Source organism: Acetobacteraceae bacterium (assembly GCA_004843165.1).
Classification (GTDB): domain Bacteria; phylum Pseudomonadota; class Alphaproteobacteria; order Acetobacterales; family Acetobacteraceae.
This window is the reverse complement of the sequence record CP039459.1, coordinates 614903-640333: the sequence shown is the minus strand read 5'-3', so window position 1 is coordinate 640333 and position 25431 is coordinate 614903. Positions and strand designations below refer to the sequence as shown.

The 25431-nt window shown below is 43.0% G+C and carries 25 protein-coding genes and 2 tRNA genes; 15 read left to right on the top strand and 12 right to left on the bottom strand.

The window, feature by feature from the left end:
* Positions 1 to 172 precede the first annotated feature (172 nt).
* From hpnH to FAI41_03130, 4 genes are all read left to right on the top strand, one after another.
* Positions 173 to 1336 (top strand): adenosyl-hopene transferase HpnH, encoded by a 1164-nt coding sequence (gene hpnH, locus FAI41_03145; protein QCE32655.1) that lies wholly within the window; start codon positions 173 to 175, stop codon positions 1334 to 1336.
* Between the two features lie 145 nt (positions 1337 to 1481).
* Entirely contained in the window at positions 1482 to 2771 is a 1290-nt protein-coding gene (locus FAI41_03140) for an HlyC/CorC family transporter (GenBank protein QCE32654.1), read from the top strand.
* Between the two features lie 190 nt (positions 2772 to 2961).
* On the top strand, positions 2962 to 3375 hold the full coding sequence (gene dksA, locus FAI41_03135) for an RNA polymerase-binding protein DksA (GenBank protein ID QCE32653.1): 414 nt from the start codon (positions 2962 to 2964) through the stop codon (positions 3373 to 3375).
* Positions 3376 to 3503: 128 nt separating this feature from the next.
* Positions 3504 to 3578 (top strand) — tRNA-Thr (locus FAI41_03130).
* Positions 3579 to 3875: 297 nt separating this feature from the next.
* On the opposite strand, the gene FAI41_03125 is transcribed toward FAI41_03130, so the two are convergent.
* Together FAI41_03125 and FAI41_03120 are read right to left on the bottom strand one after the other, a co-directional pair.
* Positions 3876 to 4304 (bottom strand): hypothetical protein, encoded by a 429-nt coding sequence (locus FAI41_03125; GenBank protein ID QCE32652.1) that lies wholly within the window; start codon positions 4302 to 4304, stop codon positions 3876 to 3878.
* Between the two features lie 41 nt (positions 4305 to 4345).
* The gene (locus FAI41_03120) at positions 4346 to 4657 is read right to left on the bottom strand and encodes a hypothetical protein (GenBank protein QCE32651.1); all 312 of its coding nucleotides are present in this window, start codon (positions 4655 to 4657) and stop codon (positions 4346 to 4348) included.
* Between the two features lie 102 nt (positions 4658 to 4759).
* Between FAI41_03120 and FAI41_03115 the strand changes: the two genes are divergently transcribed.
* On the top strand, positions 4760 to 6139 hold the full coding sequence (locus FAI41_03115; protein QCE32650.1) for an amino acid permease: 1380 nt from the start codon (positions 4760 to 4762) through the stop codon (positions 6137 to 6139).
* On the opposite strand, the gene FAI41_03110 is transcribed toward FAI41_03115, so the two are convergent.
* Positions 6119 to 6592 (bottom strand): hypothetical protein, encoded by a 474-nt coding sequence (locus FAI41_03110; GenBank protein ID QCE32649.1) that lies wholly within the window; start codon positions 6590 to 6592, stop codon positions 6119 to 6121. The genes FAI41_03115 and FAI41_03110 overlap by 21 nt on opposite strands.
* 144 nt (positions 6593 to 6736) lie before the next feature.
* Here FAI41_03110 and gap point away from each other — a divergent pair, with 144 nt between their 5' ends.
* From gap to FAI41_03090, 4 genes are all read left to right on the top strand, one after another.
* Positions 6737 to 7759 carry a type I glyceraldehyde-3-phosphate dehydrogenase gene (gap, locus tag FAI41_03105; GenBank protein QCE32648.1) on the top strand — a complete coding sequence of 341 codons (1023 nt, stop codon included), beginning with the start codon at positions 6737 to 6739 and terminating at the stop codon, positions 7757 to 7759.
* 137 nt (positions 7760 to 7896) lie between these two features.
* Complete coding sequence (locus FAI41_03100) at positions 7897 to 9114, top strand: phosphoglycerate kinase (protein QCE32647.1); 1218 nt, start codon at positions 7897 to 7899, stop codon at positions 9112 to 9114.
* A 345-nt stretch (positions 9115 to 9459) separates the two neighbouring features.
* Positions 9460 to 9720 (top strand): hypothetical protein, encoded by a 261-nt coding sequence (locus FAI41_03095; GenBank protein QCE32646.1) that lies wholly within the window; start codon positions 9460 to 9462, stop codon positions 9718 to 9720.
* A gap of 74 nt (positions 9721 to 9794) precedes the next feature.
* Positions 9795 to 10454 carry a hypothetical protein gene (locus FAI41_03090; protein ID QCE32645.1) on the top strand — a complete coding sequence of 220 codons (660 nt, stop codon included), beginning with the start codon at positions 9795 to 9797 and terminating at the stop codon, positions 10452 to 10454.
* Between the two features lie 93 nt (positions 10455 to 10547).
* Here the strand turns inward: FAI41_03090 and FAI41_03085 are convergent, their stop codons facing one another.
* From FAI41_03085 to FAI41_03070, 4 genes are all read right to left on the bottom strand, one after another.
* On the bottom strand, positions 10548 to 10802 hold the full coding sequence (locus tag FAI41_03085) for a molybdenum-pterin-binding protein (GenBank protein ID QCE32644.1): 255 nt from the start codon (positions 10800 to 10802) through the stop codon (positions 10548 to 10550).
* 249 nt (positions 10803 to 11051) lie between these two features.
* The gene (locus FAI41_03080; GenBank protein ID QCE32643.1) at positions 11052 to 11258 is read right to left on the bottom strand and encodes a molybdenum-pterin-binding protein; all 207 of its coding nucleotides are present in this window, start codon (positions 11256 to 11258) and stop codon (positions 11052 to 11054) included.
* A 153-nt stretch (positions 11259 to 11411) separates the two neighbouring features.
* Entirely contained in the window at positions 11412 to 12338 is a 927-nt protein-coding gene (gene rpoH, locus FAI41_03075) for an RNA polymerase sigma factor RpoH (GenBank protein ID QCE32642.1), read from the bottom strand.
* An 80-nt stretch (positions 12339 to 12418) separates the two neighbouring features.
* Positions 12419 to 13480, bottom strand: a complete 1062-nt coding sequence (locus tag FAI41_03070; protein ID QCE32641.1) for an RluA family pseudouridine synthase — start codon at positions 13478 to 13480, stop codon at positions 12419 to 12421.
* Between the two features lie 97 nt (positions 13481 to 13577).
* On the opposite strand from FAI41_03070, the gene FAI41_03065 reads away from it, so the two are divergent.
* Together FAI41_03065 and FAI41_03060 are read left to right on the top strand one after the other, a co-directional pair.
* Positions 13578 to 14072 carry a hypothetical protein gene (locus FAI41_03065; protein ID QCE32640.1) on the top strand — a complete coding sequence of 165 codons (495 nt, stop codon included), beginning with the start codon at positions 13578 to 13580 and terminating at the stop codon, positions 14070 to 14072.
* 373 nt (positions 14073 to 14445) lie between these two features.
* Positions 14446 to 14703 carry a hypothetical protein gene (locus FAI41_03060; protein QCE32639.1) on the top strand — a complete coding sequence of 86 codons (258 nt, stop codon included), beginning with the start codon at positions 14446 to 14448 and terminating at the stop codon, positions 14701 to 14703.
* Positions 14704 to 14777: 74 nt separating this feature from the next.
* Here the strand turns inward: FAI41_03060 and rlmB are convergent, their stop codons facing one another.
* On the bottom strand, positions 14778 to 15557 hold the full coding sequence (rlmB, locus tag FAI41_03055; GenBank protein QCE32638.1) for a 23S rRNA (guanosine(2251)-2'-O)-methyltransferase RlmB: 780 nt from the start codon (positions 15555 to 15557) through the stop codon (positions 14778 to 14780).
* A 170-nt stretch (positions 15558 to 15727) separates the two neighbouring features.
* Between rlmB and FAI41_03050 the strand changes: the two genes are divergently transcribed.
* Positions 15728 to 15813 (top strand) — tRNA-Tyr (locus tag FAI41_03050).
* 27 nt (positions 15814 to 15840) lie between these two features.
* Here the strand turns inward: FAI41_03050 and FAI41_03045 are convergent.
* Entirely contained in the window at positions 15841 to 16395 is a 555-nt protein-coding gene (locus tag FAI41_03045) for a hypothetical protein (GenBank protein ID QCE32637.1), read from the bottom strand.
* A 251-nt stretch (positions 16396 to 16646) separates the two neighbouring features.
* Between FAI41_03045 and FAI41_03040 the strand changes: the two genes are divergently transcribed.
* On the top strand, positions 16647 to 16946 hold the full coding sequence (locus tag FAI41_03040; GenBank protein QCE32636.1) for a hypothetical protein: 300 nt from the start codon (positions 16647 to 16649) through the stop codon (positions 16944 to 16946).
* Positions 16947 to 16999: 53 nt separating this feature from the next.
* Here FAI41_03040 and FAI41_03035 read toward each other — a convergent pair whose 3' ends face one another.
* Positions 17000 to 17947 carry a 2-hydroxyacid dehydrogenase gene (locus FAI41_03035; protein ID QCE32635.1) on the bottom strand — a complete coding sequence of 316 codons (948 nt, stop codon included), beginning with the start codon at positions 17945 to 17947 and terminating at the stop codon, positions 17000 to 17002.
* A gap of 198 nt (positions 17948 to 18145) precedes the next feature.
* Here FAI41_03035 and msrP point away from each other — a divergent pair, with 198 nt between their 5' ends.
* Both msrP and FAI41_03025 read left to right on the top strand, forming a co-directional pair.
* A complete protein-coding gene (gene msrP / locus FAI41_03030) occupies positions 18146 to 19135 on the top strand; it encodes a protein-methionine-sulfoxide reductase catalytic subunit MsrP (GenBank protein ID QCE32634.1) in 990 nt (329 codons plus the stop codon).
* The gene (locus FAI41_03025) at positions 19074 to 19745 is read left to right on the top strand and encodes a sulfoxide reductase heme-binding subunit YedZ (protein ID QCE32633.1); all 672 of its coding nucleotides are present in this window, start codon (positions 19074 to 19076) and stop codon (positions 19743 to 19745) included. Before msrP ends, FAI41_03025 begins: the two co-directional genes overlap by 62 nt.
* 41 nt (positions 19746 to 19786) lie before the next feature.
* Here FAI41_03025 and FAI41_03020 read toward each other — a convergent pair whose 3' ends face one another.
* Both FAI41_03020 and FAI41_03015 read right to left on the bottom strand, forming a co-directional pair.
* The gene (locus FAI41_03020; GenBank protein QCE32632.1) at positions 19787 to 21343 is read right to left on the bottom strand and encodes a hypothetical protein; all 1557 of its coding nucleotides are present in this window, start codon (positions 21341 to 21343) and stop codon (positions 19787 to 19789) included.
* Positions 21276 to 25337, bottom strand: coding sequence for a DUF4011 domain-containing protein (locus tag FAI41_03015; protein QCE32631.1), 4062 nt, complete (start codon positions 25335 to 25337; stop codon positions 21276 to 21278). Before FAI41_03015 ends, FAI41_03020 begins: the two co-directional genes overlap by 68 nt.
* Between the last annotated feature and the right edge of the window lie 94 nt (positions 25338 to 25431).

The window sequence follows — 25431 nt, the reverse complement described above, 5'->3', positions numbered from 1 at the left end:
TTTGCATTTTTAGAGAGAAAAGGGGCTTTTTCTCTTTACCCTTAGGGTAATTTGCTGTTTATACTGCTAAAAAGCTGCGAATTTAGAGGGTATTTTTTGGCGTTTTTAGGGCGTCACCTTCTAAGTTCCAATACTTATTTCTTATTTTTGACACGGGGTCTTAGAAAAAATTATGGCGGTTCCATTGATGCAGGCAGTCCGTGTGGGCAAGTATGTCGTTTCTCAACATTTGCGTGGCCGTCAGCGTTACCCTTTGGTTCTCATGTTAGAGCCTCTTCTGCGCTGTAATTTAGCCTGTAATGGTTGTGGTAAGATTGACTATCCTGCAGAAATTTTAAACAGACGGCTTTCTGTTCAGGAATGTTTGGATGCGGATACAGAAGCCGGCGCACCGGTGATTGCCGTGGCAGGGGGGGAACCACTCCTGCACAGGGAAATGCCTGAAATCATCCGCCGACTCGTTGCTAGAAAAAAATATGTCTATCTCTGCACAAATGCTTTGCTGTTAGAGAAGAAAATGGATGATTACGAACCTTCGCCTTTCTTCTCATGGGATGTGCATTTGGACGGCGATAAAGAATGGCACGATCAGGCGGTCTCTCAAGAGGGAACGTATGAAAAAGCCGTTGCCGCTATCCGTGAGGCAAAGCGACGTGGTTTTAGAGTTTCCATTAACTGCACCTTATTTGAGGGAACAGATCCTGTTCGAACCGCAAAATTCTTTGATGAAGTGATGCGCATGGGTGTGGATGGTATTATGACGGCACCGGGTTATGCCTATGAACGGGCACCCGATCAGGGACATTTCTTGAACCGCCGCCGCACCAAAGAGCTTTTCCGTGAAATTTTCCGTCTTGGAAAAGGGAAAAAATGGCGCTTTACCCAATCCCCGCTTTTCTTGAACTTCCTTGCCGGAAATGAGAATTACCGTTGCACCCCTTGGGGCAAACCATTGCGCACTGTTTTTGGCTGGCAGCGTCCCTGCTATCTTTTAGGGGAAGGCTATGCACCAACCTTTAAAGCGCTCATGGAAGAAACGGATTGGGACCTTTACGGTACAGGTGCCTATGAAAAATGTGCTGATTGCATGGTGCATTCCGGCTATGAATCAACCGCTGTGATGGATGCCGTTCGCCGTCCGTGGCATATTCTTAAGGTTGCGCTCATGGGGCCAGAAACTGAAAAGCCAATGGCACCGGAAATTCCTCTGGATCATCAGCGTCCGGCCATTCATGATTATGAAAGACTGGTTAAAGAGCAGATTTTGCGGATGGAAGATCCCACCAAAGCAGGCAGAAAGGTAAAAATTACCCGTAAATCTGCGCAGAATGCTTAAGATTTTTTCGGGTATTTAAATAAAGGGTACATTTTAGCTTATGCCTTCTTTTCTGTCTGATATGGCGGAGCCTTATAGCACTGAGGAACCTCCTGAGCCGGAGCCTCCAACTTTCTTAAAGCAAGAAGGGGGGAGGCACTAAATCATGTTGGCATTGGTTATGGTTATCCTGCTGATTTTGCTCAATGGCATTTTTGCCATGGGTGAAATGGCATTGATTTCAGTTAAAAAGCCACGTCTTGAAATGCTCGCCCGTAATGGGGTGGGCGGAGCGGAACGTGCGCTTAATCTCTCAAAAAATCCACAAGAGTTCCTCCCAACAGTGCAGGTCGGCCTAACCCTTGTCTCCATTATCGAGGGGGCATTTGGCGGCAGTCAGCTTGAGGGGAGTTTCACCAAAATCCTTGTGGGTTTTCACCTCTCGGAAAATCTTTCGGAACATCTTTCCGTTGCTGTCGTGGTGGCCGGTATTGCTGTAGCGATGCTTGTTTTCGGTGAGCTTGTTCCTAAACGTCTTGGCCTTCAATTCCCTGAGAAAATTGCAATTTGGCTTTCAGGGCTTTTGCTCTGGGTCTCTAAGCTGACACAGCCTCTTATTTGGTTTTTAAATGTCGCGACTTCGCTGACGTTAAAATGTTTCCGTGTGCCGGCGCTCTCACCCGCGGTCATTACCGAAGAGGAGTTAAGAGGCATTCTTGCCGAAGGCGCCAGAGCCGGTATTTTGGAGGGGCAAGAGCGGGAGATGATTGAGCGTCTCATGCGGATTGTGGATCGTCCCGTCAGAGGCTTGATGACCCCTCGAAATGATCTGGTTTGGATTGATAAAAATACAACGCAGGCAGATCTGGTTAAAAAATTACGCCGTGCGCCGGCGCATACCCGCTTTGTGATTTGTGATGGCAGTATTGATAATCCTGTCGGGGTGATCTTGGCAAAAGATATTATGGAGCAGCTCCTTCAGGGGCAAAAACTTTCCATTGAGAATCTCTTGCGTGTGCCGCCGGTTGTGCCGGATGTGATGACAGGTCAGGCCATTATTGACAGGTTGCGCAAAGTTTCCTTGGGCATTGTCTTTGTCATGGATGAATATGGCACCTTTGAGGGGATTGTAACGCCAACCGATATTTTTGATGCCATTATTGGGGAAGATAATACGGCTTCAACCGTCATGACCAAGAAAAAAGGCGGTGGTATTTTAGAAGAAACCAGCGTTGTTTTGGATGGTGACACCCCCAAAGAAGATGCGGCCTTCCGTCTCGGTATACATGAATTTCCACAAGGCGGGCGCTATCATACGCTTGCCGGTGTTATCTTGGCTTTGCTGAAAAAAGTGCCTGTTGTGGGGGATCGTGTGGCATGCGAAGGCTGGTCCTTTCAAGTTGTCGGGATGGAAAAACGTCGGATTACACGCATTCATGCAACCCGTCAGCCTTAATTTTGCAGTGGTTCAATTCACTTTTGCCTGAGAGGATGAAGGCTGAAAATGTTGCTTTTATGTTTCAAATAATTGTAAAAAAACCTTTTTTGGGGTGAGCCTTTGCTCAGAGTTGCTCAAGCGGTTATCTAAATAAAAATCATTGAGTATTTTAAATGCTTTAGGCTTCTCCAAATCAAGGTTCCCGAAGATGAAGTTGCCCGCCGATTATCGTCCCTCAGAGGATGAAGATTTTATGAATCCTCAGCAGAGAGAGTATTTTCGTCAAAAACTCTTAAATTGGCGAGAGCAGTTGCTCTTGGATGCCAATGTGACGCTGGAAAATTTAGCGGAGGAGGGCGGTCATAACGCCCCGGATTTGATTGACCGCTCTGCGGCGGAAATTGATCGTGTTTTTGAATTTCGGGCCCGTTCGAGAGCCCGGAAATTAATTTCTAAAATTGATGAGGCGCTTTTGCGCCTTAAAGACGGCACCTATGGTTATTGTGAGGAAACCGGCGAGCCAATCGGCCTGAAACGTCTGGATGCACGACCTGTTGCAACCCTTTGCATTGAGGCGCAAGAGCGTCATGAACGGCACGAAAAAAATCATAGAGATGAGTAATCTCTTTTCTCGATGAGAACAGAAAAATAAAAAGGGGAAGTGAAAGCGTTTTTATCTGAGGCAAAAAGAGAAAAATACTTGCCTAATGCGTTAAAGATTGCTAAATCTCCCCCTATATAAAAACAAGTGCTGTTGTAGCTCAGTGGTAGAGCACTCCCTTGGTAAGGGAGAGGTCGAGAGTTCAATCCTCTCTAACAGCACCATTTCTCCTAAAAATCTCCTGATTTCTGAATTTAGTGAAGTTTGATCTAGCTTTTTATTAGGCTGACAGATCATTATCAATATGTTTAAAATGTAAATGCATAATGTGCAGGTAGAGTTTACCGCTAAAATAGCATGTTTTGGTAAAATTTACGGCTCTCCTTTTGCTATATTTAGACAAAATATATCATTCGTGCGGTAAGAAATATTATCCACGAAGTAATGGCTATAAAAAATGATGCGTATCAGAGGGTAAATTTTAAAATAGAGTATTCTATCGAAAAAAAATCCTGTTTTTCTTAGCTCTCTTTCTCCCATAATGTGCGTGATAAAGCTCTGTACTCATCTCTGGCCTTTTGGGCTTTCTCACTCCATTTTTTCAAGGGCACTTCTTCAGAAGACTGAGCGAAATATCTAATGGCTTCCTCCCAAATCTTTTCTAATGCTAAAAGCTTCTTCCCATGTTCTTGGGGAATTTCTTTGCAATAAGCTGTTTTACGAGCATAGTAATCTCCAAAATCCTCATCATCTAAACCTAGGTAATATTCATTTTTTAAAGCATCTTTTTGACAAATTACTCTTTTAGGCCATCGAGTGTTTTCGATTTCAAACCCTAAAGCACACCTATCAACACCACCTTCTAATATTGAATTTTCTAGCTTTTTTATTTTTTTACTGAGAAGTTTTTGTTCTTTTTTAGCCAAAGAAAGTTGCTCAATTTTATTCATATTTACCTCCTGAGTTTATCCAATTTTATTTCTCCCGAACATTATTCCTCCACAATTTTAAAATCTCTAAGTTCCTGCCATTCAACAGGGTAGGAATCTATCACGTTGTAGCGGCCGTTTTTTAATTCCATAAAGAGGGCATCGACAATATGTTCCGGTTTCGGTTCTTCTGCCGTTTCTGTCATCACGTACAGGTTTAAGGCTTTGTTAAAGCCGAAAAAGGATTCCAGATAATCATTCGTTTCATCTGTGCGTTTATCGGCGGCGGAAGGAGGGAGGTTCTGTTTTATCTTTGTCATATAGGGATAATATTGTCCTTTATGGCGATCGTCATCCTGTTTTAGTGCTTTCAAAGCGCTCCTTTTGCACCAATATTCCCTTAATCGAGAAATTCGGTTAGTTTCTCTGAAGTTATTTTCTTAAAAAATAAAAGAGATATTTCAGAAAGCGATACAATGACTTGTAAAAATGCGCCTTCCCTTAAGGGGAAAGCTCCCAAATTCGATAAATCCCAAATGCTTGAGGCACGCCATGTCATCATGATTGCGATTGGCGGCGTTATCGGTGCGGGCTTTTTCGTGGGCGCAAGTGCGGCAATTTTACAGGCAGGCCCTGCCATTCTGTTGACGTATATTCTCTGCTCTTTGGTTTTTCTTGTTCTGGGCATGACCTTTAAAGACCTCGCTTTGGATAGTGGGGTTCAGGGGTCTTTTATTGAACATATTCGCCATCTTTTAGGTTCGGTTGCAGGCTTTGCCTCTGGCTGGTCTTATTGGGCGGTTTGGCTGATTATTTTAACCGCCCAGCTTATCGCCGGGGCGGCGATGCTCCAACCTGTTTTGCATCTGCCTTATCTTGTGATTTGTTATGGGCTTTTGGCGATTATGAGCGGGGTTAATCTCCTTTCTGTTCGGGCCTACGGTAATTTGGAATATTGGTTTTCCTTCTTAAAAGTAAGCGCTTTGGTCGTCTTTATTCTTTTTGGAATTTTCATCTTATTAAGCAGCCATTTAGGCTTTACCGCCCCTGTTCCCGTAACAAATAATCTTTTTGGGCATGATGGTTTTGCACCTTTTGGATGGGTGGCCGTTCTGGCTTTAGCGCCGACTGTTTTTACCGGGATGACAGGGATTGAAATCGTCTCCGTTGCGGCGCAGGAAACCCATACGCCAGAAGAAATGGTCGGGGCTTTGGCCTCTAAACTCGGTATTTGGATTGGGGTGATTTACTTCTTTTCCGTTCTTTTGGTGTTGTGCTTTATTCCTTGGAATGGATTGGAAATGACACGTTCACCTTTTTTAAGCGTGCTGAATCATCTCCAGATTCCTTATGCGGAGAGCGTGATTTGGCTGGTTGTTTTAACCGTGATTTTCTCAACGCTGAACTCTTCGCTTTTTGTCGCTTCACGGGTTTTAAAGGAAATGGCCCTAACCGAAGCTGCCCCTGATTTTCTTTCCGCAGGGAAAGGGAATAACGTGCCGACACGTTCCATCTGGTGTGTAACGATTGCGGCCTTTTTGCTCGTGACGGCTTCTCAACAGTTTCCTTCCGGATTTTTTGGCGGATTGCTAAGCGTGAGTGGTGTCTTTATCATTTTTGTTTATGGGCTTGCGATTGTTGCGGCAATGAAAATGCGCCGGAAACTTTCTTTCTTTGGGATTTTGGCGATCTTGTTTATGGCGCTTGTGCCAATTTGCATGTTGTATGCACCGCAAACCCGTTTGCAATCGCTTTTAGGGCTTGGGAGCTTAGGGTTTTTCCTTCTTTGCGGCGCAATCATTAGCCGTCTTTCAAAAAGAAAGAACGCTTCGGATTTAGCGAACTTGAATGCGTAAAGAAGGGCTTTTTTGGTAGGGAACGGATTCCGTTCCCATATCAAGCTGAATAGGCTGAGCACCTGCCTTTATCATATGTTCTGAAACTGGCATTAAAAAGCGTGGAACAAGCTGTAAAAGACGTTTGACCTGCTCTTCAGGGCCGTTGCCTGTGGGGACACGTAAGCGAATGATAAAGAGCATGTTGGGCTTGCGGGCGAGGGCGATTTTTGTGATCTCTTCGAGCTGTGGCCCATAGTCGCTTTCCGGTGTGCCGGAAAGAATTTCCACAAAGGGTGCTGGCGGCGGCGGTGCCGGCGGTGGTGGCGGCGGAACATATTTAGGTTCAATACCGGCCATCTGATTCCAAACACGCTGATCGAGAGGGGCGCAGCTCGCAAAAAATCCAGCAACCCCGATCATTATCCAGGTGCCATATTTTAGAGAAAATGTGGGAAGAGAGGGATTTTTCAAAAACAATCTCTTTTCGAAAAGGAAAAATAAGAAAAGGGGCTAGTATTTGATAGGGGAAGGGGAGTATGGATGGAAGTGTGAAAAACAAAATAGATCACCAAAAATTCTGATTATCAAGTCGCATTATGCGAAGGAGTAAGGAATATGGCATTAAAAATCGCTATTAACGGCTTTGGTCGTATTGGCCGTCTTGTCTTGCGCGGCATTATCGAAAGCGGACGTACAGACATTGAGCCAGTATTGATTAACGACCTTGGTTCTATCGAGGCCAATGCTCATCTTTTAAAATATGATTCTGTTCATGGACGTTTTAAAGGCGAAGTCGAAGTTGTCGATGGCGCGCTTCATATTAGCTGCCATGGTAAAAAATATGCCCCAATTCGTGTAACAGCGCATCGTGAGCCTTCAGAAGTGCCTTTGGAAGGCATTGATGTTGCGATGGAATGTACAGGTCTTTTCACCACAAAAGAAAAGGCTTCTGCACTTCTTAAAGCAGGCGCAAAGCATGTTCTTGTTTCTGCTCCTTGCACAGATGCAGATGCGACCATCGTTTATGGCGTCAATAATGACGCTCTAAAACCAGGTATGACAGTTGTTTCTAACGCTTCCTGCACAACAAACTGCTTAGCCCCAGTTGCAAAAACATTGGATGATGCTTTTGGGATTGATTACGGTTACATGGTTACCGTTCACTCCTACACAGGCGATCAGCGTACTGTTGATACGCTTCATAAAGATTTGCGCCGTGCCCGTGCTGCCGGCCTGAATATGATTCCAACAAAAACAGGCGCTGCAAAAGCCGTTGGTTTGGTGCTTCCAAATCTTCAAGGCCGTTTGGATGGCACAGCAATCCGTGTCCCAACAGCAAACGTTTCTGTCGTTTCTTTGGATGTTCTTTTCAAGAACGCACCAAAATCTGTTGAAGAGCTTAACGAAGTTATCAAAAAAGCAACTGAAAATGGTCCATTGAAAGGCGTCATGTCTTACAATAATGAGCCATTGGTCAGCTCTGACTTCTTGCATTCCGAGTTTTCTTCAAACTTTGATGCAACACAGACAGCTATTTTGGGTGACGGTAAGCTGGTTCGTATCTGCTCTTGGTATGATAACGAATGGGGCTTCTCAAACCGTATGGCAGATACAGCATCGCTTTTCGCAAAGCTTTGATTGGATCAAAATGAATCTCGGAAAAATCATTTTTGAGATTTAGAAGAGACCCGAAAAGGGGGAGGGAGCGTTTGAACGTTTTCTCCCCCTTTTTCTTTTATCATTGTGTTAAAAAATATTTCGATAGGATTATTTTTATGTCTACAATTCCGACACTTGAGCAAATTCAAAACCCTGAAGGTAAACGTATTATCGTCAGAGCCGACCTTAACGTCCCAATGAAAGACGGGAAAGTCAGCGATGCGGAACGTATTGAACGTCTTTTGCCAACCATTCGTGATCTTAGAAAAGCGAATGCAAAGATTGTCGTTCTAAGCCATTTCGGTCGTCCAAAAGGCCAAGTCGTTCCTGAAATGTCTTTGCGTCCAGTGGCTGAAGAGCTAGAGCGCCGTTTGGATGCTAGAGTTGCTTTTGCCGGTGATTGCGTTGGTCCTGTTGCGAAAGAAGCCGTGGATAAACTTCAAAACGGCGATGTCGTTGTTTTGGAAAATACACGTTTTCATGCAGGCGATGAAGCCAATGATCCAGCTTTTTCAAAAGAGCTTGCTGAAAATGGCGATGTGTTTGTTAATGATGCTTTCTCCGCAGCGCACCGTGCCCACGCTTCTACAACAGGGATTTCCGAGTATCTTCCAACATTTGCTGGCCGTGAGATGGAAAATGAGTTGAAAGCACTTGCTTCCGCAAGTGATTCAGCAGAGCATCCAATCGGTGCCATCGTTGGCGGTTCTAAAGTTTCCACGAAATTGGATCTTTTGGAAAATATGGTCAAAAAAGTCGATGTGCTTGCGATCGGTGGTGCAATGGCGAACACTTTCCTTGCGGCGCAAGGCTATGCTGTTGGAAAATCTCTGCAAGAGCCTGATCTACATGAGACGGCACGCCGTATTTTAAAAGAAGCCGAAATCAATAATTGCGAAATTATTTTGCCGATTGATGTTGTGATTGCGGATAAGCTTGAGGCGCATGTCGTGACAGAACATTGTGCGATCAATGCGGTTCCTGAGGATAAAATGATTTTGGATGTTGGCCCTCAAACAGCAGCCAATATTGCAGATAAGCTGATTACGCTTAAAACATTGCTTTGGAACGGCCCACTTGGTGCCTTTGAGTTTAAACCTTTTGATGCGGCGACAAATACAGTCGCTCAAGAAGCCGCAGAGCTTACGAAAAAAGGCAAATTAAAATCTATCGTTGGTGGCGGAGACACGGTTTCAGCGTTGCGTCAGGCAGGTGTGCTTGACAAAATGACCCATGTTTCCACAGCAGGCGGTGCCTTTTTGGAATGGATGGAAGGGAAAATTCTTCCAGCCGTTAAAAAATTGAAAGAATTTGCCCATTCTTTAGGTCTTTAAGGTTTTTCAAAACGGTTTAGCGAGAGGAGCTCCCTCTCGTTAAGCCTTGAAAAAATACGAAGAAAAAGGGAAGCCCGTCTTATGGCGGGCTTTCTTTTGAGTAAGGCAGGGGCGGAGCCTCACCAGCTTGATTTTCTATATATCTTGCTTATATTTAGAACAATAAGTTTTTCTTTTTAGAAAAATTTTTAACGAAAATAATGCTTAAATTAATTAGATATTTAGATTAAAGGAGATAGAAAAATGACAAACTGGTTTTTGTTATGTTAAATCAAAAGAATGACTCGATGAAAACACTGAGATCAGTCAGTGAGAAATCACACAAAATAACTAGAAGGAATTTTTATGACCACCAAGCATAAGACCACCTCTATGCTGGACGGCCACGCAGAACTGCAAGAGGTTCTGTTTGCGTCTGGCGATAAGCGCCTACGTAATATTAAACTTCATCTTGAAAAGAGCGATGCAACGCTTAATGTTTTAACTGCATATACGGCAAGAATTATTAAGGCTGCTAGAAATGGAGAATTATCGTCTGCTAAATCTTTTGAACGAGATTTGAATCAAGAAGATATGCATAACTTTTTAACAATCGTAAACTCATAATTTTTAAGAGAGATTTAATTAGCAGGGAGAGTTATGCTCTCCCTTTTTATTTGTATAATTATTAAGGTAAATTTATGGAACTTTCTGATGTTTTTGATGAGTTTGAAGAGTGGGATAGATTCCCAGATTTAGAGGACATTAGAAGTTTTTTAGAAAGCAATTTAAGTAATAATTACTTTGAAATTGAATTTCTCAATAAAAAGAAAAAGACAGAAATCTTAAAAGATTTAGGTAGAACTAAAGATATCAAACTTTTAGCCTTTTTACATCAAGAGGAGCTTACGACTGCTTTTGATGATGAAAAAGTATTAAATTATATTTTTTGTGATGAAACTTTATCAGTCGAGCAAAAAAGACTTTCATGTACAAAGGAACTTTTACATATTCTCGATTCTGTTGCTTCAAGAACTGGGGCAGAAAACGATGTCAAAGAGCTTTTTATAGAGCTGCATTCCCATGTAAATACAGAAAAGAAGGCTAATCTTTCCCCTAAACCTTTGCATGTTATTCAAGATGCTATTGGTATAATTCCTGCATTGCTCGTACTGTTTCCATTTAAGTTGAGAGAAAAGATCGTACCTAAAATTAAAGAAAAGGTTTTAACGATTGACGATGTTTGTAAGGTTGTACGACTTCCTAAGGAATGGGTGGTACTGATTTTATCTGATGTTTGGCCATTTCTGAGGGCAGCATTAAAAATTTATCTGAATCCAGATAATAAAACTGAAGTATAAAGTAGTATTTTATTAATTTATCTTGCTCTAAAAAGGAAGCCCGTCTTATGGCGGGCTTTTCTGTTATGAGAGGCTTTATGAGGGGATGTCACCTTACAGGAGGGGTTCTCCATCCACAGGAAGATTACCTGAATGCCAATCGGAAACGCCAATCATGACATTTGAGGCTTTGACCACACAGACTACCTCTTTGCCAAGATCCAATTCAAGTTCGTCAAAAGCATCATTGCTAATGGTTGCTGTAATGATAACGCCTGAACTGATGGCGACCTCTACGATAGATGTGATATTTCCTCTGTGAATCGCATGAACTTTGCCTGTCATTTGATTTCGTGCACTGATACGCATCTTTGTCCCCTTTCATTCAGAACAAAACATTAAAAGCGTGTATGAAATGCGCCTTTAGAAAAAGATAGACTAAAAACTATATCAAGTCTTTTTTAGAAAAGGAAATAAATATTTCGTTTAAATAGAAAGTTATGCGTTAGTGTTTGCGCTTTATTTATAATAAACTAGATTTTTTAAGTATTTAAAAGGCATAAAAAAAGGGAACAAGACGAAGACTTGTTCCCTTAAGCTTTTTATTTACTAAAAAGCTTAAATACCAATCATCACGCTGGAGGATTTGATAATAGCAATCGCTTCGCTGCCAACTTCCAATTTAAGCTCGGCAACAGCTTCGTTGGTGATGGTGGAGGTGATGATGACTTCTGGTGCAACTTCGATTTCAATCTGAGAGTTGACAGCACCTTTTTGGATGTTTTTGATTTTACCGGAAATTTGGTTACGGGCACTTAAACGCATTTGTTTATTCCTAATAATAAAATTGAGCAGAAACTTTTAACTCTATTTTCTAGACCTCTTTATTATATCAAGTTTCAAATGGTGTTACGAATATTTTATTTAAAAAATATAAATAAAGACCTCAAAAAACGAGTCCCTTTACATGGTCCATATTTAGGAACTTGTTCCCAAAGCCGGTAAATCCTCTTGCGCCTTACGCTGTTCAGCGACTTTGTTCATCATCACTTTTTGGATCTTTTCCAATGCTCTCGCTTCGATCTGTCGGATACGTTCCCGAGAGACTCCGTAATGATGGGAAAGCTCTTCGAGTGTTTGCGGCTCTTCTTTTAAACGGCGTTCCTGAACAATATGGCGCTCCCGTTCATTGAGCGTCATTAGTGCCTCATTCAGCAGCCCTTTGCGCTCATTATATTCTTCCTCCTCGGCATAGATTTCCTCTTGGGAGGGGGTTTCGTCAACGAGCCAATCCTGCCATTGTCCGCTTTCTCCGTCATGGCTTTGTAAAGGCGCATTGAGACTCCGCTCTGGCCCTGCAAGGCGGCGGTTCATCGAAATCACTTCCTGCTCCGGTACGCCGAGCTGCCGGGCAATATAGCTCACCTGTTCCGGCTGCAAATCGCCATCGCCGTAGGCGAGTAACTTTCTTTTTTCTTTCCGCAGGTTAAAGAACAGCTTTTTTTGTGCCGCAGTCGTCCCCATCTTAACCAATGACCAGCTATGGAGGATATATTCTTGAATGGCCGCTTTGATCCACCAAGTGGCATAGGTGGAAAGACGTGCTTGCTTATCATTATCAGGGTCAAAACGCTGGATCGCCTGCATAATGCCGATATTACCCTCACTGATAAGTTCAGAAATAGGTAGGCCGTAAATACGGTGATAATCACGGGCAATTTTGGCAACACGGCGTAAATGAGAGGTCACAAGGCGATAGGCAGCATCTTGCTCTTTGTCACGGCGCCAACGCTGTGCAAGGTCTTTTTCTTCTTCGGGGGTAAGAATAGGGTATTTACGAATGTCTTGAAGGTATTGGTTTAAACTGCCCTCAGGGGTTAAGACCGGCAGGGTGCGATTAGTCATAACTTACATCTCTCCATAGGGACTCTGTTTATAGCCCTTTTTCTACCTAAGAAGTCCAGAGTCTAAAAAAAAGACTCTTTTCAGGCTTTATTCTGATTTTTTTCGTCTTTTCTTAAATGTGCGACAATTTCCGCAAAATCTTCTGGCAGATCCGTCGAAAATTCGACCCATTCGCCAGATATGGGATGTTTAAATCCTAAATGTGCCGCATGAAGGGCTTGGCGTGGAAAATCCAGCAGGAGATTTCGAGAAGAAGGGGGGAGAGTCTTAGCAAAGCGGGGGATTCGTTTAAGATAAACAGGGTCGCCAACCAGTGGAAAGCCATGATGTGAAAAATGTACCCGAATTTGGTGGGTGCGCCCTGTTGCCAGCTTACATTCCACAAGGGCAAGATTCTCGCCATTTTTGCCAAAGCGCTCTAAGATTTTGAAATAGGTTTTTGCAGGTTTTCCGCCATCTTTTAGAACCGCCATTTTCTTACGGTCATTACGAGAACGCCCAATATTACCCTCCCAATCCCCTTCATCGGGTGGATTCCCCCAAACAAGAGCAAGATAACGTCGTGAAAGATCTCGTTCGGCAAAGGCACGTGAAAGTGACTTGAAAGCGAGAGGTGATTTTGCCACGACCATCACGCCAGAGGTTTCTTTATCAAGGCGATGAACAATGCCGGGTCGGTCTTCGCCACCGTAATTTTCTGGATGATCGTCGTTTGTATGTAGTTTTTCAAGCTGATCATTTTGCTGTGCTGAAAATATATCGGGACAGTGAGCAATCAGTGCATTGACCAGCGTATCATCTAAATGTCCAGGGGCTGGATGGACAACCAGCCCGGCCGGTTTGTCCAAAATAATCAGATCCGCATCCTCATATAAAAGATTGAGAGGGATATTTCTGGCGATCGTTTTTGGTGGTTCTTGTACCTTTGAAATTGTTTGCGGAAAGGCAATTTCGTCTTTTTCTTTTAGACGTGCGCCGGGATCTCTTGAAAAATGCTGATTATGGTAAAATCCGTATTCTTCAAGGAGGTTTTTGGCCTTACTTCTCGAAAGATGCGGTAAAAGATCTGCTGCCGCACGGTCAACACGTGTATTGGCAAGATTTTTTGAAATGATAAAAGAAGTAAGTTCTGTGGATTTCATGGAAAAGATGTAAAAGAATAAGAAAAGAAAAAGACGAAGATTTAAAGAACTTTAGCGCAATCAAAGCAGTTCATAAAGGAAAGAGGATCAAACTTGAATGGCAAATCATGAAGTGGAAGAAGAAATTATCACAATGGAGGAGGAGGACGGTATCGCAAGGATAACGGCTTTTTCCCCACGTTTTGAAAAAATGTTGATTGCCTGCATCTTTGTCATGGCTCTGGCGATTGTTTCCGCTGTTTTAGGCCTTGGCGCTGTCTTTTATTATAAGATAACGCATAAAAAAGAGCCTGCGCCGGTCATGCAGACTTTGCCGGAGGAGGCTGCGCCGGCACCGCTTCCCACAACGGAAAAGGCCAAAATAACCAATGATGCGCCTGTTATTCTCAATTATCCAAAACGTCCCGGTGAAGGGTTACGTTATGCCCTCAGCCTTCCAGATGGCGGCATCGGCGTTGTTGTCACTCGAAATGTGCCGCCCGTCTCCGGTAAATCTGTCGGCGGAACGGAGGAGCGGATTTTGGTTTGGTATCCGGATCAAGGACGGGTTTTGCGTGAGCTTCGTATGTCACCTCCGGCAAAGGCTGAGTAAGGGGATATGTGCTGAGGCAATGGCACATTATCCTATAAGATAAGTCGTCTTTGCTTCTCGCTTGAAAAATACCTTTATACCGTTCTAGAGCTTCTTGCTGGAGGAGTGTCGTAAATTCTTCTCTTGCTTTATTGACTTTCGGTTCAAAGGGTTTCATCTTTGCTTTTACGAGGCCTCGAAAACCTCTAAAGAGAACGGACGCCGCACCCGAAAATGTGCGGCTTCCTTATGTCTGCTGGAATCTTTTCTGGCGGGAGTCTGTCTGAATAAAATACCTTCCGGGGGAATAGGACAGGCAGTTCCTTTAGCTGTTTTCGAGACTCCCGCCTGCCTTTTTGCAGGTTTCTATTCGAGAAAATAAAGGAGCCGGGGGATGGTTCAGCAAGATAATCTACAGGCGGGAACGCTTTTGGAAGAGGACGAAGTGCAGGAGTTTTCTGCATGGCTTACCTCTCAGGTCAATGCGATTGCCTGTGCCAGAATTTTAATTGAGCAGGCTGAGGGCGATCAGGCAAAAATTTGCGAGGGACGCTCTCTTTTAGAATTTATCGAAAAATCCACAGAGGCCAAAATTGACCTGCTGTTTGAAAGAAGAAATGCGCTCCAACATGAAGCGCATATAAGTCATTAAGCGTTCAAAGAGCATTTTTAAGCTATTGGCGCATAAAAATATCGTTGCCAATAGCTTAAACGCTTAAAAACGGCTTAGCTTTTGCGGTTGATTTCGTAAAGGGCAATGGCACCGGCAACAGAGACGTTAAAGCTTTCCATGATTGCATTCATTGGAATACTTAATGTCTCATCGCAATTTCCTTCTACGAGGCGGCGCATGCCTTTGCCTTCTGCACCCAACACAAGAACCGTTTTATTGGCATCTAAATTGGCTTTTGGGAGGCTTTTGCCATCGGCATCTAGCCCGACAATCCAGCGGCCATTTTTCTTCAAAATCTCAATGGCACGGGAGAGGTTGGTTTCACGGATAATGGGAACAATATCCAAGGCACCGGAGGCCGTTTTTGCCATTGTGCCGGTTTCGGGCGGTGCATGACGTTCCTGAACAATCACAGCGGCGACATTAAAGGCGGCGGCAGAACGTAAGAGGCTCCCGACATTGCGGGGATCTGTGACCTGATCAAGCACGAGGATCGGGCCTTTCATTGCTGCAATTTCTTCTAGCGTATGGTCATTTTTAAGGGGGTTGACCTTCATGGCAATGCCCTGATGCACAGCATCCATGCCACAAAGCTCAGAGAGGGCTTGGCGGTCATTGCTTTGAGCAGAAAGGCGGCGCTGGGCAATGGCATGATGAATTTCATCGGGCAGGGTCTCGCCGAGACGAATTTCTAAAATATCACGATCAGGATTTTCGAGCGCTGAAAGCGCCGCATGCAGCCCATAAAGCCAATAGCTTCCGCCGGCACGGCCAGAACGGCGGCGATGGGTTTTTTCAGCACGGTTGCGGGAGGGGCGGCGTTTATCACTCATAAAACAACTCTAAAGACTAAAGGAAAAAGATATAAAATTACTAAGATGAAAGGCAGAATAGCGTTTTTAAGTGATTTTGTGAAAGTAAAAAGCAAAATCCTCTTGACCTTAAGTCAAAGCACAGGTAATTCATACGCATACTCTATTTTATAATAGAGATTCCAAAGGCTGGAGGGGTGCCCGAGTGGCTAAAGGGGGCGGACTGTAAATCCGCTGGCGTACGCCTACGTTGGTTCGAATCCAACTCCCTCCACCATTTTCTCCTGAAAAGTTATGACACTACTCAAATATCGGCAATATTATTCAATATCTCTTTGAGTACAGAAAGTCTTTTTAGAAAAGAGACTTTTTCTTCTTCTAAAAAATCGCTGCTGAGTTTATGCAAAGACCATTTCTGAGGTTGTTCCGTAAAAGTATTTGCTGGAATTTTAAGTTCTTCAGGAAAATCCTGCTGGGCAATTAATGCTGCTAGAATAGTTAGATCAATATTCCTAGAAACAGGCATCTCCTCAGACATTCTTGACCAGCCCTTTGGGCCATTCTTTCGCCATGTTTTAAGAGAAAGAGGCATTTCTCCTGCTTTTCGCCATTGTCCAAGGCCAAAAGATAGATACTTACAGTCAATTTTAGACTTGATTTGGTATGGAACCATGTACATGGGCAGGTGTTTAAGCCCAAGTGGTGGTGGGTTATCAACGAGAGAGGACATCATATCCATATCGGCAGGTGGGTCAATTATTGAGGTGTTTATCATTGATTTAGATTTCCTTAATTGAATTAAATCTTCTAATAAATCAGAAGATTTAATTAACATAGTTAATTCTTCTAATTTATTCAATAGAATTTTCAAAAAATTCTTTTGTTTTTTTTTAAGAAACAGAGACTGGTGAAGATGAGGCGCTGAGAAGTCTAAATTTATCTTATTTGTGACTTTTAAAGCGAGATGGATGTTTTACATTTTAAGCAATATAACTGATTGACCTTTAAAAAGACCTGGACTTGAATAATCTGTGAGAATAGGCACAATGAGGGCATAAAATAGCCACTTCTATTGGCAAATTTCGGATGTGATTCAAGAAGGATTTTAACGTGACAGCAGAAATTAAATCCATTGTACAAGAGGCTGTTGGACAGCTCGGCGGTTCAAAAAAATCCGTAGCGGCGCATGATGCTTATACAGATGCACTCGTTCGTGCGTTGCAAAAGCGTTTGGTCGGTCAGGATTTAAGCCCGGAAGACTTAAAAGAAACAGCCATTCAGGTTTTTAATAAAACCGTTCTCTCCCAATCGACAGATATGGCCATCCGTCAGCCGCATCAAGGCTATGCGAATCTTTTTGCCGAGGGTTTCGCAAAATTGGCCTTAAAAGCTGCAAAAGAGAATTCGTAAGAAAAAAGGCCCACTTGAAAAAGTGGGCTTTTAAAATATGTAATTTTATTATCTTAGGCAAAATCTTTTAGCGGTGTCAGCAGAGGCTGGCCGTTAAAATGCGCCTGAAGGTTTTGGATTACGTTAAGGGCCATTGCCTGGCGTGTTTCCCAAGTCGCAGATCCTTGGTGGGGTTGCAATGTACAATTTTCCAAGCGGTAAAATTCCGGATTGATGTTGGGCTCACCAACAAAAACATCCAGCCCTGCGCCCCGAATATTTTTCTTTTCCAAGGCTTCGAGAAGGGCTTTTTCATCGACAAGACTGCCTCTGGCAATATTGATGAGGGTGCCATTTTTACCGAGTTTTTCTAAAATATCCGCATTGATGATTTTTTTGGTTTCTTTTGTTCCGGGAAGGGCGAGGATCAGCGTATCGGCCCATGTGGCGAGAGATTGCAGTGTCTCCTCACGGGGAAAGGCGGTTTTTTGTGCTGTGCGGTTATAATAGCGGATTTCAGCGCCGAAAACGGCCATACGATCGGCGATTTTCTTTCCGATTGCACCAAAACCGGCAATGCCGATTCTAGAATTTTTGATTGCATGTCCCAAAGGTGGTTCACCGCATTTTAGCCAAGATCCGTTTTTCATCCATTCTGTATTGGCAATGAAATGACGGTTCAGATTGAGCAGAAGCATGAGGGCCGTGTCTGCCACTTCGTCAGCATTCACGCCAGCCGTTGTTGAGATTTTGATTCCGCGCTTTTTGAGGGTTTGAAGCGGCAGCCGGTCAACGCCAACGCCGAAAACAGAGATAATTTCCAGATTGGGAAGTTTTGCAAGCATTTCTTCTGAAATGCCGATAGCGAAATTTGTAATCACAGCCTTGATGTCCGAGGCGTTTTTGATCATCCCGTCAGCAGAAGGCGCTTGTGGCATCGCCGAAAAATGATCTGGATGTGTAAAATCTTTGAACCCCTTATCTAATAGGAGTGTTTGGGCGGCATCATAAGGTTTGAACATCTTTGTTTCCTGTTGCAATCAGCATGGGGAGGTCAGCATGAATAAGAATGCGATAGGCATATTATCTTTTAAAAATAAGTTTTGAGCTCTCTTTGGAAAGAGGTCTGTCTCAAAAAAAGAATCATTTGATTGTGTTTCCGCTATTCTTCCTTATCCTTAGGAGATGTTCTTCTGACTTGAAAGTTTTCTACCTTAATTATGTTTACATCTCCAAAAAACAGAAGATCTTCTTCCCTTTTGTATCAACGCCGTGATTTTATAAAACGGAGTGCTTTGTTGGCCCTTGGCAGCTCCGTTGCGGCTGATTTTTTACTCTATGGATCACAGGCTTGGGCTGACGATGCCGAAAGCGAGACCTATCAAATCGGCAAATCAGCCGAATGGAAAGGGCTTTCTGCGGTGAGGCTGCAGGCAAATCTTCTGACAACCGCCCAGCAGGCTGCCTTTTACTATAATAATTTCTATGAGTTCGGGATGGATAAAACCGATCCAGCGAAATATTCAGGACGTTATATTCCTTATCCTTGGCAGTTGGAAATTGACGGTTTAGTGGAAGAGCCCGTTATTTTAGATATTCGGGATCTAATGCATGCCTCTGATCTCGAAGAGCGTGTCTATCGCATGCGCTGTGTTGAGGGCTGGTCGATGGTCATTCCTTGGAATGGGATTCCGCTCCATAAAATTTTGGCAAAGGTTAAAATTAAGCCGGAGGCGAATTTTGTAGCCTTTGAATCCATTGTCCGTCCAGATCAAATGTCTGGGCAGGAAGGGGCTGGAGGGATTGCATGGCCCTATTGTGAAGGGTTGCGTTTGGACGAGGCACAGCATGATCTCACGCTTTTAGCTGTCGGAGCCTATGGACAGAATTTGGTCAAGCAAATGGGGGCACCGCTTCGCCTCGTTGTGCCTTGGAAATATGGGTTTAAAGGCATTAAAGCCATTCAGAAGATGACGCTGACGGCGCAGCAGCCGATAACAACATGGCATCAGTTGAATCCCACAGAGTATGGGTTTTATGCCAATGTTAATCCGAACTTGCCGCATCCGAGATGGAGCCAAGCCAGTGAGCGCTTTATTTCAGGTGTTGGTTTCAGAGGCATTACCCGTCAGGAAACCTTGCCTTTCAATGGCTATGGGCAAGAGGTTGCGGCACTATATCAGGATGAGACGGAGGAATATTATTATTAAGCTGCGGAATTTTCTGCTGAAAATGCATCGTCCTTTTCTTTACTTTCTCTTTTTAGTTCCGGGATTTTTTCTGTATTTGCAAGCAGAAACAGGCGCACTTGGGATTGATCCTGTGATTGCGCTTGAGCGAGGCTTAGGATTATGGAGTTTTCGGTTTTTATTGCTGTGCATTGCCTTGCTGCCGCTGTCTAAAATCTTCTCTTTTAAAAAGCTTTTGACTTATCGCCGTATGATTGGTTTGACCGCCTTTTTTTATGCTTGTGCGCATTTGGCGGTTTTTGTCTTTATTGATTTGGCAGGGGAGTGGCAGGCTGTATTGAAACAAATAACGCATCAGCTTTTTATGCAATGCGGTGCCATTGTTTTTGTAATTTTATTGCTCTTGGCAGTGACTTCCAACCAAAAAAGCATGCGTCTGCTTAAAAGACGCTGGAAAAAGCTTCATCGCTTGGTGTATCCAGCCATTATGATCGGTATGATCCATTTCTTTTTGACCTATAAAACCTGGACAGAGGAAACGCTTTTTTACAGTCTTGTTTTAGGCGTGATCCTGCTGGCCCGTTTTCGAGAAAACAGGCTTTTTAGGCCGTTTTTTATACTGGGAAAATAGAAGAACCCGCTTTCAAAGCGGGTTCTTCTACAGATGACATTTTACGCAATCTTTTTGGAGGGTGTTTTCTCTCTTTCTTTTTCTAAAAGCATTTTGAGTTTTTGATCTAAGCGATCAATTTCTTTATCTGCATGCGTCCACCAGTCTGAAGACCAGATGCGTAAAATCTGCCATCCCATCCCTTGAAGCACTTCTTGACGCACAATATCTCTATCGCGTGCAGAGGCGCGGCTATGATAGCTTGCGCCATCACATTCGATGCCAGCTAAATAAGTTTGCGGCATGTCTGGATTAACAATACCGAGATCAATCCTAAAAGAGCCGACACCTACTTGAGGGTGAACCTCCCAGCCTTTTTTATGAAGCAGCGTGGCGACTTCTTCTTCAAAAGGCGAGTCAAAGGTTTGATAGGTGCGTTTTGGCAATGCTTCGCCGCCTTTTCGGTTAAGAGGGCCAAAATTCTGACTGAATTTGCCTGTTCTGTCAGGGCCGAATGTTGTTGAGAAGAACATAATATCCCGTTCCTCTCCCTGAACCTCTTCTAAATTTCGGATGAGAAGCGGGACGCAATCAAGGTCAGTTTCGGCTTCTTCTGAGAGTAGAAGTGAAAGTTCTGGATATTTCAAAGCTTGATTGGCAATCAGTTGGGAAATGAGATCACGTTGAGATTTATTAAACGTGATAATCCCAAGAGATTGTATTGCAAGGCCTAAAGCCTCACGTTTTTTTTGCTCTTTGGCATGATTGACGACAGCTTCAACAACTTCTGTGGCCTCAACAGGATTTGTGCATGCAGCATTATTTTTATTGGAGCCGTTCCCTGATTGATAAATGGCATCTTTTACGTGAACAAAGGAAAGTGCCTGATCTGAAATATTTGGTGCTGGAAAGGTGACAAGCTTGCCTTGGTAATAGTGATGATTGGAAAAATCAATCAAACTTTCATTTCGAGAACGGTAGTGCCAGCTTAGAAGAATTTCAGGTATGCCGGCAGTGAGGCATTCATCTAAGATAGATTCCTCATCGACATTATCGCCCAATGCCTCATTTTCTTCGGCTTCTTTTTTGAAAAAACTGGTTGGCGGCAACTGCTTTGGATCACCGACAATGATAGCTTGTTTGGCCCGGGTGATTGCACCGATGGCTTCACATGTTTTGATTTGAGAAGCCTCATCAAAAATAACCAAGTCAAATGCTTCGGTATTTTCAGAAAGGAAGCGTGCGCATGAAAGGGGGCTCATCATGAGGCAGGGGGTGATGTTGTGGATAATTTTTTTTGTTTTTTCCAGGAGTTCTCGTACAGGAATATGACGCATTTTCTTTTTGCTCTCTTTAAGGATGAGAGCAAAGGCATCTTTATCTTGGGGTGTACTTTGATTGGGACAGAATTTTAAAAGATTTTCTCGAATAGAAATTGCAGCGGCACCTTCTTCCTCAAGCCAATTCTGATCGCATTTTTTAAAATGCTGGATAGCAAGTTCCCGATCTTTGCCTGTATGGTTGCTCAATAGCGTATTGTGTGCGCTTTTTTCATTTAGAATTTTTGTTGCATAGGCTTTTTTTAAAAGCCTTTTTAAGATCTTTTGAGGCGATTTCATTTTTCTGAAGCAGATGTGCAAAATGACCGACCTGTAACCTTTCCGCTTGAAGGATACTGCGCTGATAGGCTGTCCATTCTCTTAAATGCGGCAATGATTTATGCCATCGTGCGAAGATGTTCGGTATTTTCTCAAGCCATGAACCATTTTGAATTTTTAGGGTACTAAGGGAGGTTTCTGTCTCTTTTTCAACCTCTTCAATCAGCGGCAGTAATTTTAGCAGATGGATTTGGTAGCTGCTGAGAAGATTTTTGAGCCTTTCATTAAGGGGGGAGATGTTTTTGAGCTGAATTTTGAAAGATTGCGGCAGCGCACTCATTTTGGCCAAAATGACTTGCTGCGTAAGGGATTCCAGTTTTTGAAAAGCTTGGAATGATTGATTTAAAAGAGAAATTTGCGCAGAAGAGACTTTGAAAGATTTAAGGTTTAACGCAATTTCTGTCGGATCTTCTGTATTGAAAAGCTGTTTTTGCAAATCTGGATGCGTATGAAGCAATCTTAGAATTTTTGTATATTTTTCATTCCAGCTTTCTTCTGCCGTTTCAAATAATCTTTGCGCCTCTTCTTCTTTCAGGTGCAAATCGGAGAGGGTTACGTTTTTTTTAAGATTTTTTTGTGCAAGAAAATTTTTAAATTTGTGTGCAGCCTGCCATGTTTTTAAAGCTTGCGTACAGTTATCTAAAGATTCCTTCGCTTCTCTTTTCTTAATTTGAGCCGCTTCCAAAGCCGTAAAAGCCGCAGGAATTTTTTCTGCCCTTTCTGAAAAACACCATAAGGAGATTTCTGGAAGAAGGCGTGCTTGTAAAATTTCCTTTAACAGGGAAAAGGCTTGGAGACTTACAAATGAAAAAGAGATACCGGCGGTTTGAGAAATTTTTTTGATTAGCTCTTCTGCATGTTTCCATTCTGTAATGAGGATTGGCAGGAGATCTCTAAGACGTTCTTCTGTTGCAAATATGTAGTGTTTGAGGCTCAGATATGTAAAATCTTTTTGCGCTTCTGGTGCGACATCTTCCCATTTTTGGATTAAATCCTCCAAGGCATCAAGACGTTCAGCAAGTGGAAAATCATTGAGACTAAAATCAGCGCCAAGGGAGATATCGGGCGTTTTGAGACGCTGGGCACGCAGCCGTTCTCCGGCCGCTTGATAAAAGCTCCATTGTCCGTTTTCTTTTTCATGGACAGATTTTGTCAGCGCATTGAGTTTGGAAACAATATTTTGCTTCTCTTCCAAGAGCGACAGAGCGTTATTTTCTTCTTGGGGGCGGTGTAAAGAGATCTCTGTTGTGCTGGCTAAATGCGTAACAATTTCTTTTTTATTTGCTTTTTGTGAAAATAGGTCAAGACAGGCGCTGCCGAGACCGAGTTTTTGAAGACGCTGATGCACGACAGATAAAGCCGTTTGCTTTGCCGCGACAAAAAGAATTTTTTTGCCTGCATGAAGGCGGTCTGCAATGATATTTGCGATGGTTTGGCTTTTCCCGGTCCCCGGCGGTCCGATAAGAACAAAGCTTTCTCCCGAAGCAGCACGTTTAACCGCTAAAAGCTGAGAGGAATCTGCAGGAAGTGGGCAAAATAATGTCGTGTTCTGGAGTAAATCATCTAATTTAGCGCCGGCCAGCCTTTCTGCTGTTTCAAAGTTTCGGCGATGTTCCGCTTCATCGTCAGAAGGAAAGTCAGCCTGCTTTTTAAGCAGCTGCTGAACAAGAGGATGTTTTAAAATGCTTTCTTCACGATTTTTAAGATCTGTCCATAAGTAGAAACTTTCAAAATCCAGTATGGATAAGGTGACAGTTTCGGTAATTTCAAAGCCGGAAATTCCTTCTTGGGCAATTTTTTGGCGCAATCCCCCTAAAAAGGCTGTGAGGCTTGTTTCGCCCGTTTGTATTTTTTCAAGAAGATCAAGGGAGGGGGTAAAGTTTAAATTGAACGCTTTTTGCAGATATTCCCCGATAGTCGTATTGAAAGCAACATCCTCCTCCCGCATTCTAAGTTCCGAAGGAGAACGTCCGTTCGGGCGTGAAAGCATGACAGGCCATAAAATTAAGGGTGCTTCGAAAGGATCAGAATAGCGGGCATTTTCTTCTTTCCATTTTATTCCTCCAATTGTGAGCCATAAAATATTTGCACCGCCTTCTCTTAGAGCGCTTTGGGCATCATAGCGCATTTGCGTGAGACGATTTTCCATTTTATTGGCGGAAAGTTCCTCTAAAATCAGATTATTTTGCTTATCAAGGTTATGAAGGGCAAAATTTTTCTTCTCCGCTTCATTTTCTAAAAGATTAGGAGAGCCTGCCTGTCTTTCAGGCCAAACAGCAAAACAGAGGTGATCTAATTTTTTCGAGCTATTTTTTTCTGTTTTTCGAAGTTTTTCAGCGAGCAGATTGAGATCAGGGCTGTAAAGATAAGTTGTCTTGTTTGTGCTTTTTTTAGGTAGTTTAATAAGACGGTTTTTAGAAGAAAAATCTAAAAGTTTTTTTGTCCACTCGCCAAAGCGGGAAAGAGAATTTTCTGTCGTCTCAAAATAAGTGTTTTCGCTAAAAGTCGGCGTTGACCAGTTTTGAAAAAGGGTGTTTTCCAGCGTCTTTCTCAAAGGGTTCTCAATCGATGTAATTTCCCGCTCTGAGGGGAAAGGTAAAATCCCTTCTTGGCGGCTTAAAGAAATATCTAAAGCATATTCAAAAATTTTCGCTTCGTCTGAGGTAAATGCCGTATCATTAAGCTTTGAAAGTGTTTCTTCGGCATTTTCATTAGCCAGATGAAAATCAGCAGGGGAGGGGCGGCAAAGATTCGTGGTTTCAAAAACAATGAGATTCTTAGCTTTCACATGATTGCGTATCGCTAGAATATCTTTCCAAATTGCTGTCGGCGCCTGTGTTTTCTCAAGCCAAACACCGGTAAAGGCATGATTGTTGGTCATAAGAATAACCGGATGAAGGCCTGCCTGCTCCAAACAGGAGGCGAGAAGAAGAGATGTGTCTAAGCAAGTGGCTAGCCCCTCTCTTAAAATTTGATCCGGTAGACGCACACGCTGGCCATTTTGAACAAAAGAGGCTTTTGGGCTTGCATAATAAATTTCTTCTTGGCAAAGGGCACGCCAAATGGCTTGTGCTTGATCCCAGACAGCCTGTTTGTCTCTTTGGTAGGCAATCAGCCCATGCGTAATTTTGTTCTCACCTAAAATAGAGGCGGCTTTTTTTAAAATCGCATTAACGCTATCGGCGTTAGGCGTTACGAAAGTAGAGAGTAAAACAGGCTCATGGGCACAGCCTCCCCATTCATCAAAAGCAAGGATTTTAAGATTTTCTTTCTGTGTAAAAAGTATGTTTTCGTCATTGTTTTTCACAAGAATGGAAATTTCTACGAGCGTTGCTTCTGTTTTTTCCAAAAGGGATTTCAGGTCAATAGAAAGGGACTCTTTTGATGTTTGAATTTGATAAGTGCTATGGGCGTTTAAGGCGCTAAGATGCCAAACTTTCTTTTCTAAAAGAGCAGGGTAAGCCGAGAGTTCTATGGAGAGATTTGTAAAGTTTTTTTCTGTAAGATTCGTAATGTCGAGAGAAAGAAGGCTTGGGCGGTGATTGAGATAGTAAGCCAAGCTGAAAGGGTTATTGAAGAGGGCTTTTAGTGTAAAGGGATGCGTCTTAAGCAACGCCTTGTCGGTCGGAGTGCGTTTTGAGGTGTTTTTCTTTTTTGTTGTCCTATACCCATCAGGATTTGACAAACGGATAAGTTGTTTGTTTTCTCTCCGCTCCTCTCGTTCCGTTTCTGTGCAAAGACGGCTCAAATAGTCTCCCAGCCGAACGCCCAAGCGTTCTGCCACATCAGGACGGTTAATCTTCTCCAATTCTCTACGAATTGCGTTAAGAGAATAACCCCCAATATACCACGCTTTCACAGCATTTAAGGCGTCTGTTTGAGTGTAGGGAATAGAAGCAGACTCTTCCTGTTCCTCTTCTTCTGGTGTTTCCGTTACTTGTGCTTCTTCAAGCATTTTGTTACTACCTCCTCAAATTTTTAGAAGAAATATTTGTTATTATTGTAAATTATTTTAATTGCTGTGCATGATAAAAAGCGGACAAATATTT

What these genes read in the sequence shown, in the direction of transcription:
- FAI41_03080 (QCE32643.1), bottom strand. Translation starts at nt 11,258, where the DNA reads ATGCGTTTAAGTGCCCGTAACCAAATTTCCGGTAAAATCAAAAACATC.
- FAI41_03025 (QCE32633.1), top strand. Translation starts at nt 19,074, where the DNA reads ATGGCTATGGGCAAGAGGTTGCGGCACTATATCAGGATGAGACGGAGG.
- FAI41_03065 (QCE32640.1), top strand. Translation starts at nt 13,578, where the DNA reads ATGGCAAATCATGAAGTGGAAGAAGAAATTATCACAATGGAGGAGGAG.
- FAI41_03115 (QCE32650.1), top strand. Translation starts at nt 4,760, where the DNA reads ATGACTTGTAAAAATGCGCCTTCCCTTAAGGGGAAAGCTCCCAAATTC.
- FAI41_03090 (QCE32645.1), top strand. Translation starts at nt 9,795, where the DNA reads ATGGAACTTTCTGATGTTTTTGATGAGTTTGAAGAGTGGGATAGATTC.
- FAI41_03085 (QCE32644.1), bottom strand. Translation starts at nt 10,802, where the DNA reads ATGCGTATCAGTGCACGAAATCAAATGACAGGCAAAGTTCATGCGATT.
- FAI41_03100 (QCE32647.1), top strand. Translation starts at nt 7,897, where the DNA reads ATGTCTACAATTCCGACACTTGAGCAAATTCAAAACCCTGAAGGTAAA.
- gap (QCE32648.1), top strand. Translation starts at nt 6,737, where the DNA reads ATGGCATTAAAAATCGCTATTAACGGCTTTGGTCGTATTGGCCGTCTT.
- FAI41_03020 (QCE32632.1), bottom strand. Translation starts at nt 21,343, where the DNA reads ATGAAATCGCCTCAAAAGATCTTAAAAAGGCTTTTAAAAAAAGCCTAT.
- dksA (QCE32653.1), top strand. Translation starts at nt 2,962, where the DNA reads ATGAAGTTGCCCGCCGATTATCGTCCCTCAGAGGATGAAGATTTTATG.
- hpnH (QCE32655.1), top strand. Translation starts at nt 173, where the DNA reads ATGGCGGTTCCATTGATGCAGGCAGTCCGTGTGGGCAAGTATGTCGTT.
- rpoH (QCE32642.1), bottom strand. Translation starts at nt 12,338, where the DNA reads ATGACTAATCGCACCCTGCCGGTCTTAACCCCTGAGGGCAGTTTAAAC.
- FAI41_03095 (QCE32646.1), top strand. Translation starts at nt 9,460, where the DNA reads ATGACCACCAAGCATAAGACCACCTCTATGCTGGACGGCCACGCAGAA.
- rlmB (QCE32638.1), bottom strand. Translation starts at nt 15,557, where the DNA reads ATGAGTGATAAACGCCGCCCCTCCCGCAACCGTGCTGAAAAAACCCAT.
- FAI41_03125 (QCE32652.1), bottom strand. Translation starts at nt 4,304, where the DNA reads ATGAATAAAATTGAGCAACTTTCTTTGGCTAAAAAAGAACAAAAACTT.
- FAI41_03015 (QCE32631.1), bottom strand. Translation starts at nt 25,337, where the DNA reads ATGCTTGAAGAAGCACAAGTAACGGAAACACCAGAAGAAGAGGAACAG.
- FAI41_03070 (QCE32641.1), bottom strand. Translation starts at nt 13,480, where the DNA reads ATGAAATCCACAGAACTTACTTCTTTTATCATTTCAAAAAATCTTGCC.
- FAI41_03140 (QCE32654.1), top strand. Translation starts at nt 1,482, where the DNA reads ATGTTGGCATTGGTTATGGTTATCCTGCTGATTTTGCTCAATGGCATT.
- msrP (QCE32634.1), top strand. Translation starts at nt 18,146, where the DNA reads ATGTTTACATCTCCAAAAAACAGAAGATCTTCTTCCCTTTTGTATCAA.
- FAI41_03035 (QCE32635.1), bottom strand. Translation starts at nt 17,947, where the DNA reads ATGTTCAAACCTTATGATGCCGCCCAAACACTCCTATTAGATAAGGGG.
- FAI41_03060 (QCE32639.1), top strand. Translation starts at nt 14,446, where the DNA reads ATGGTTCAGCAAGATAATCTACAGGCGGGAACGCTTTTGGAAGAGGAC.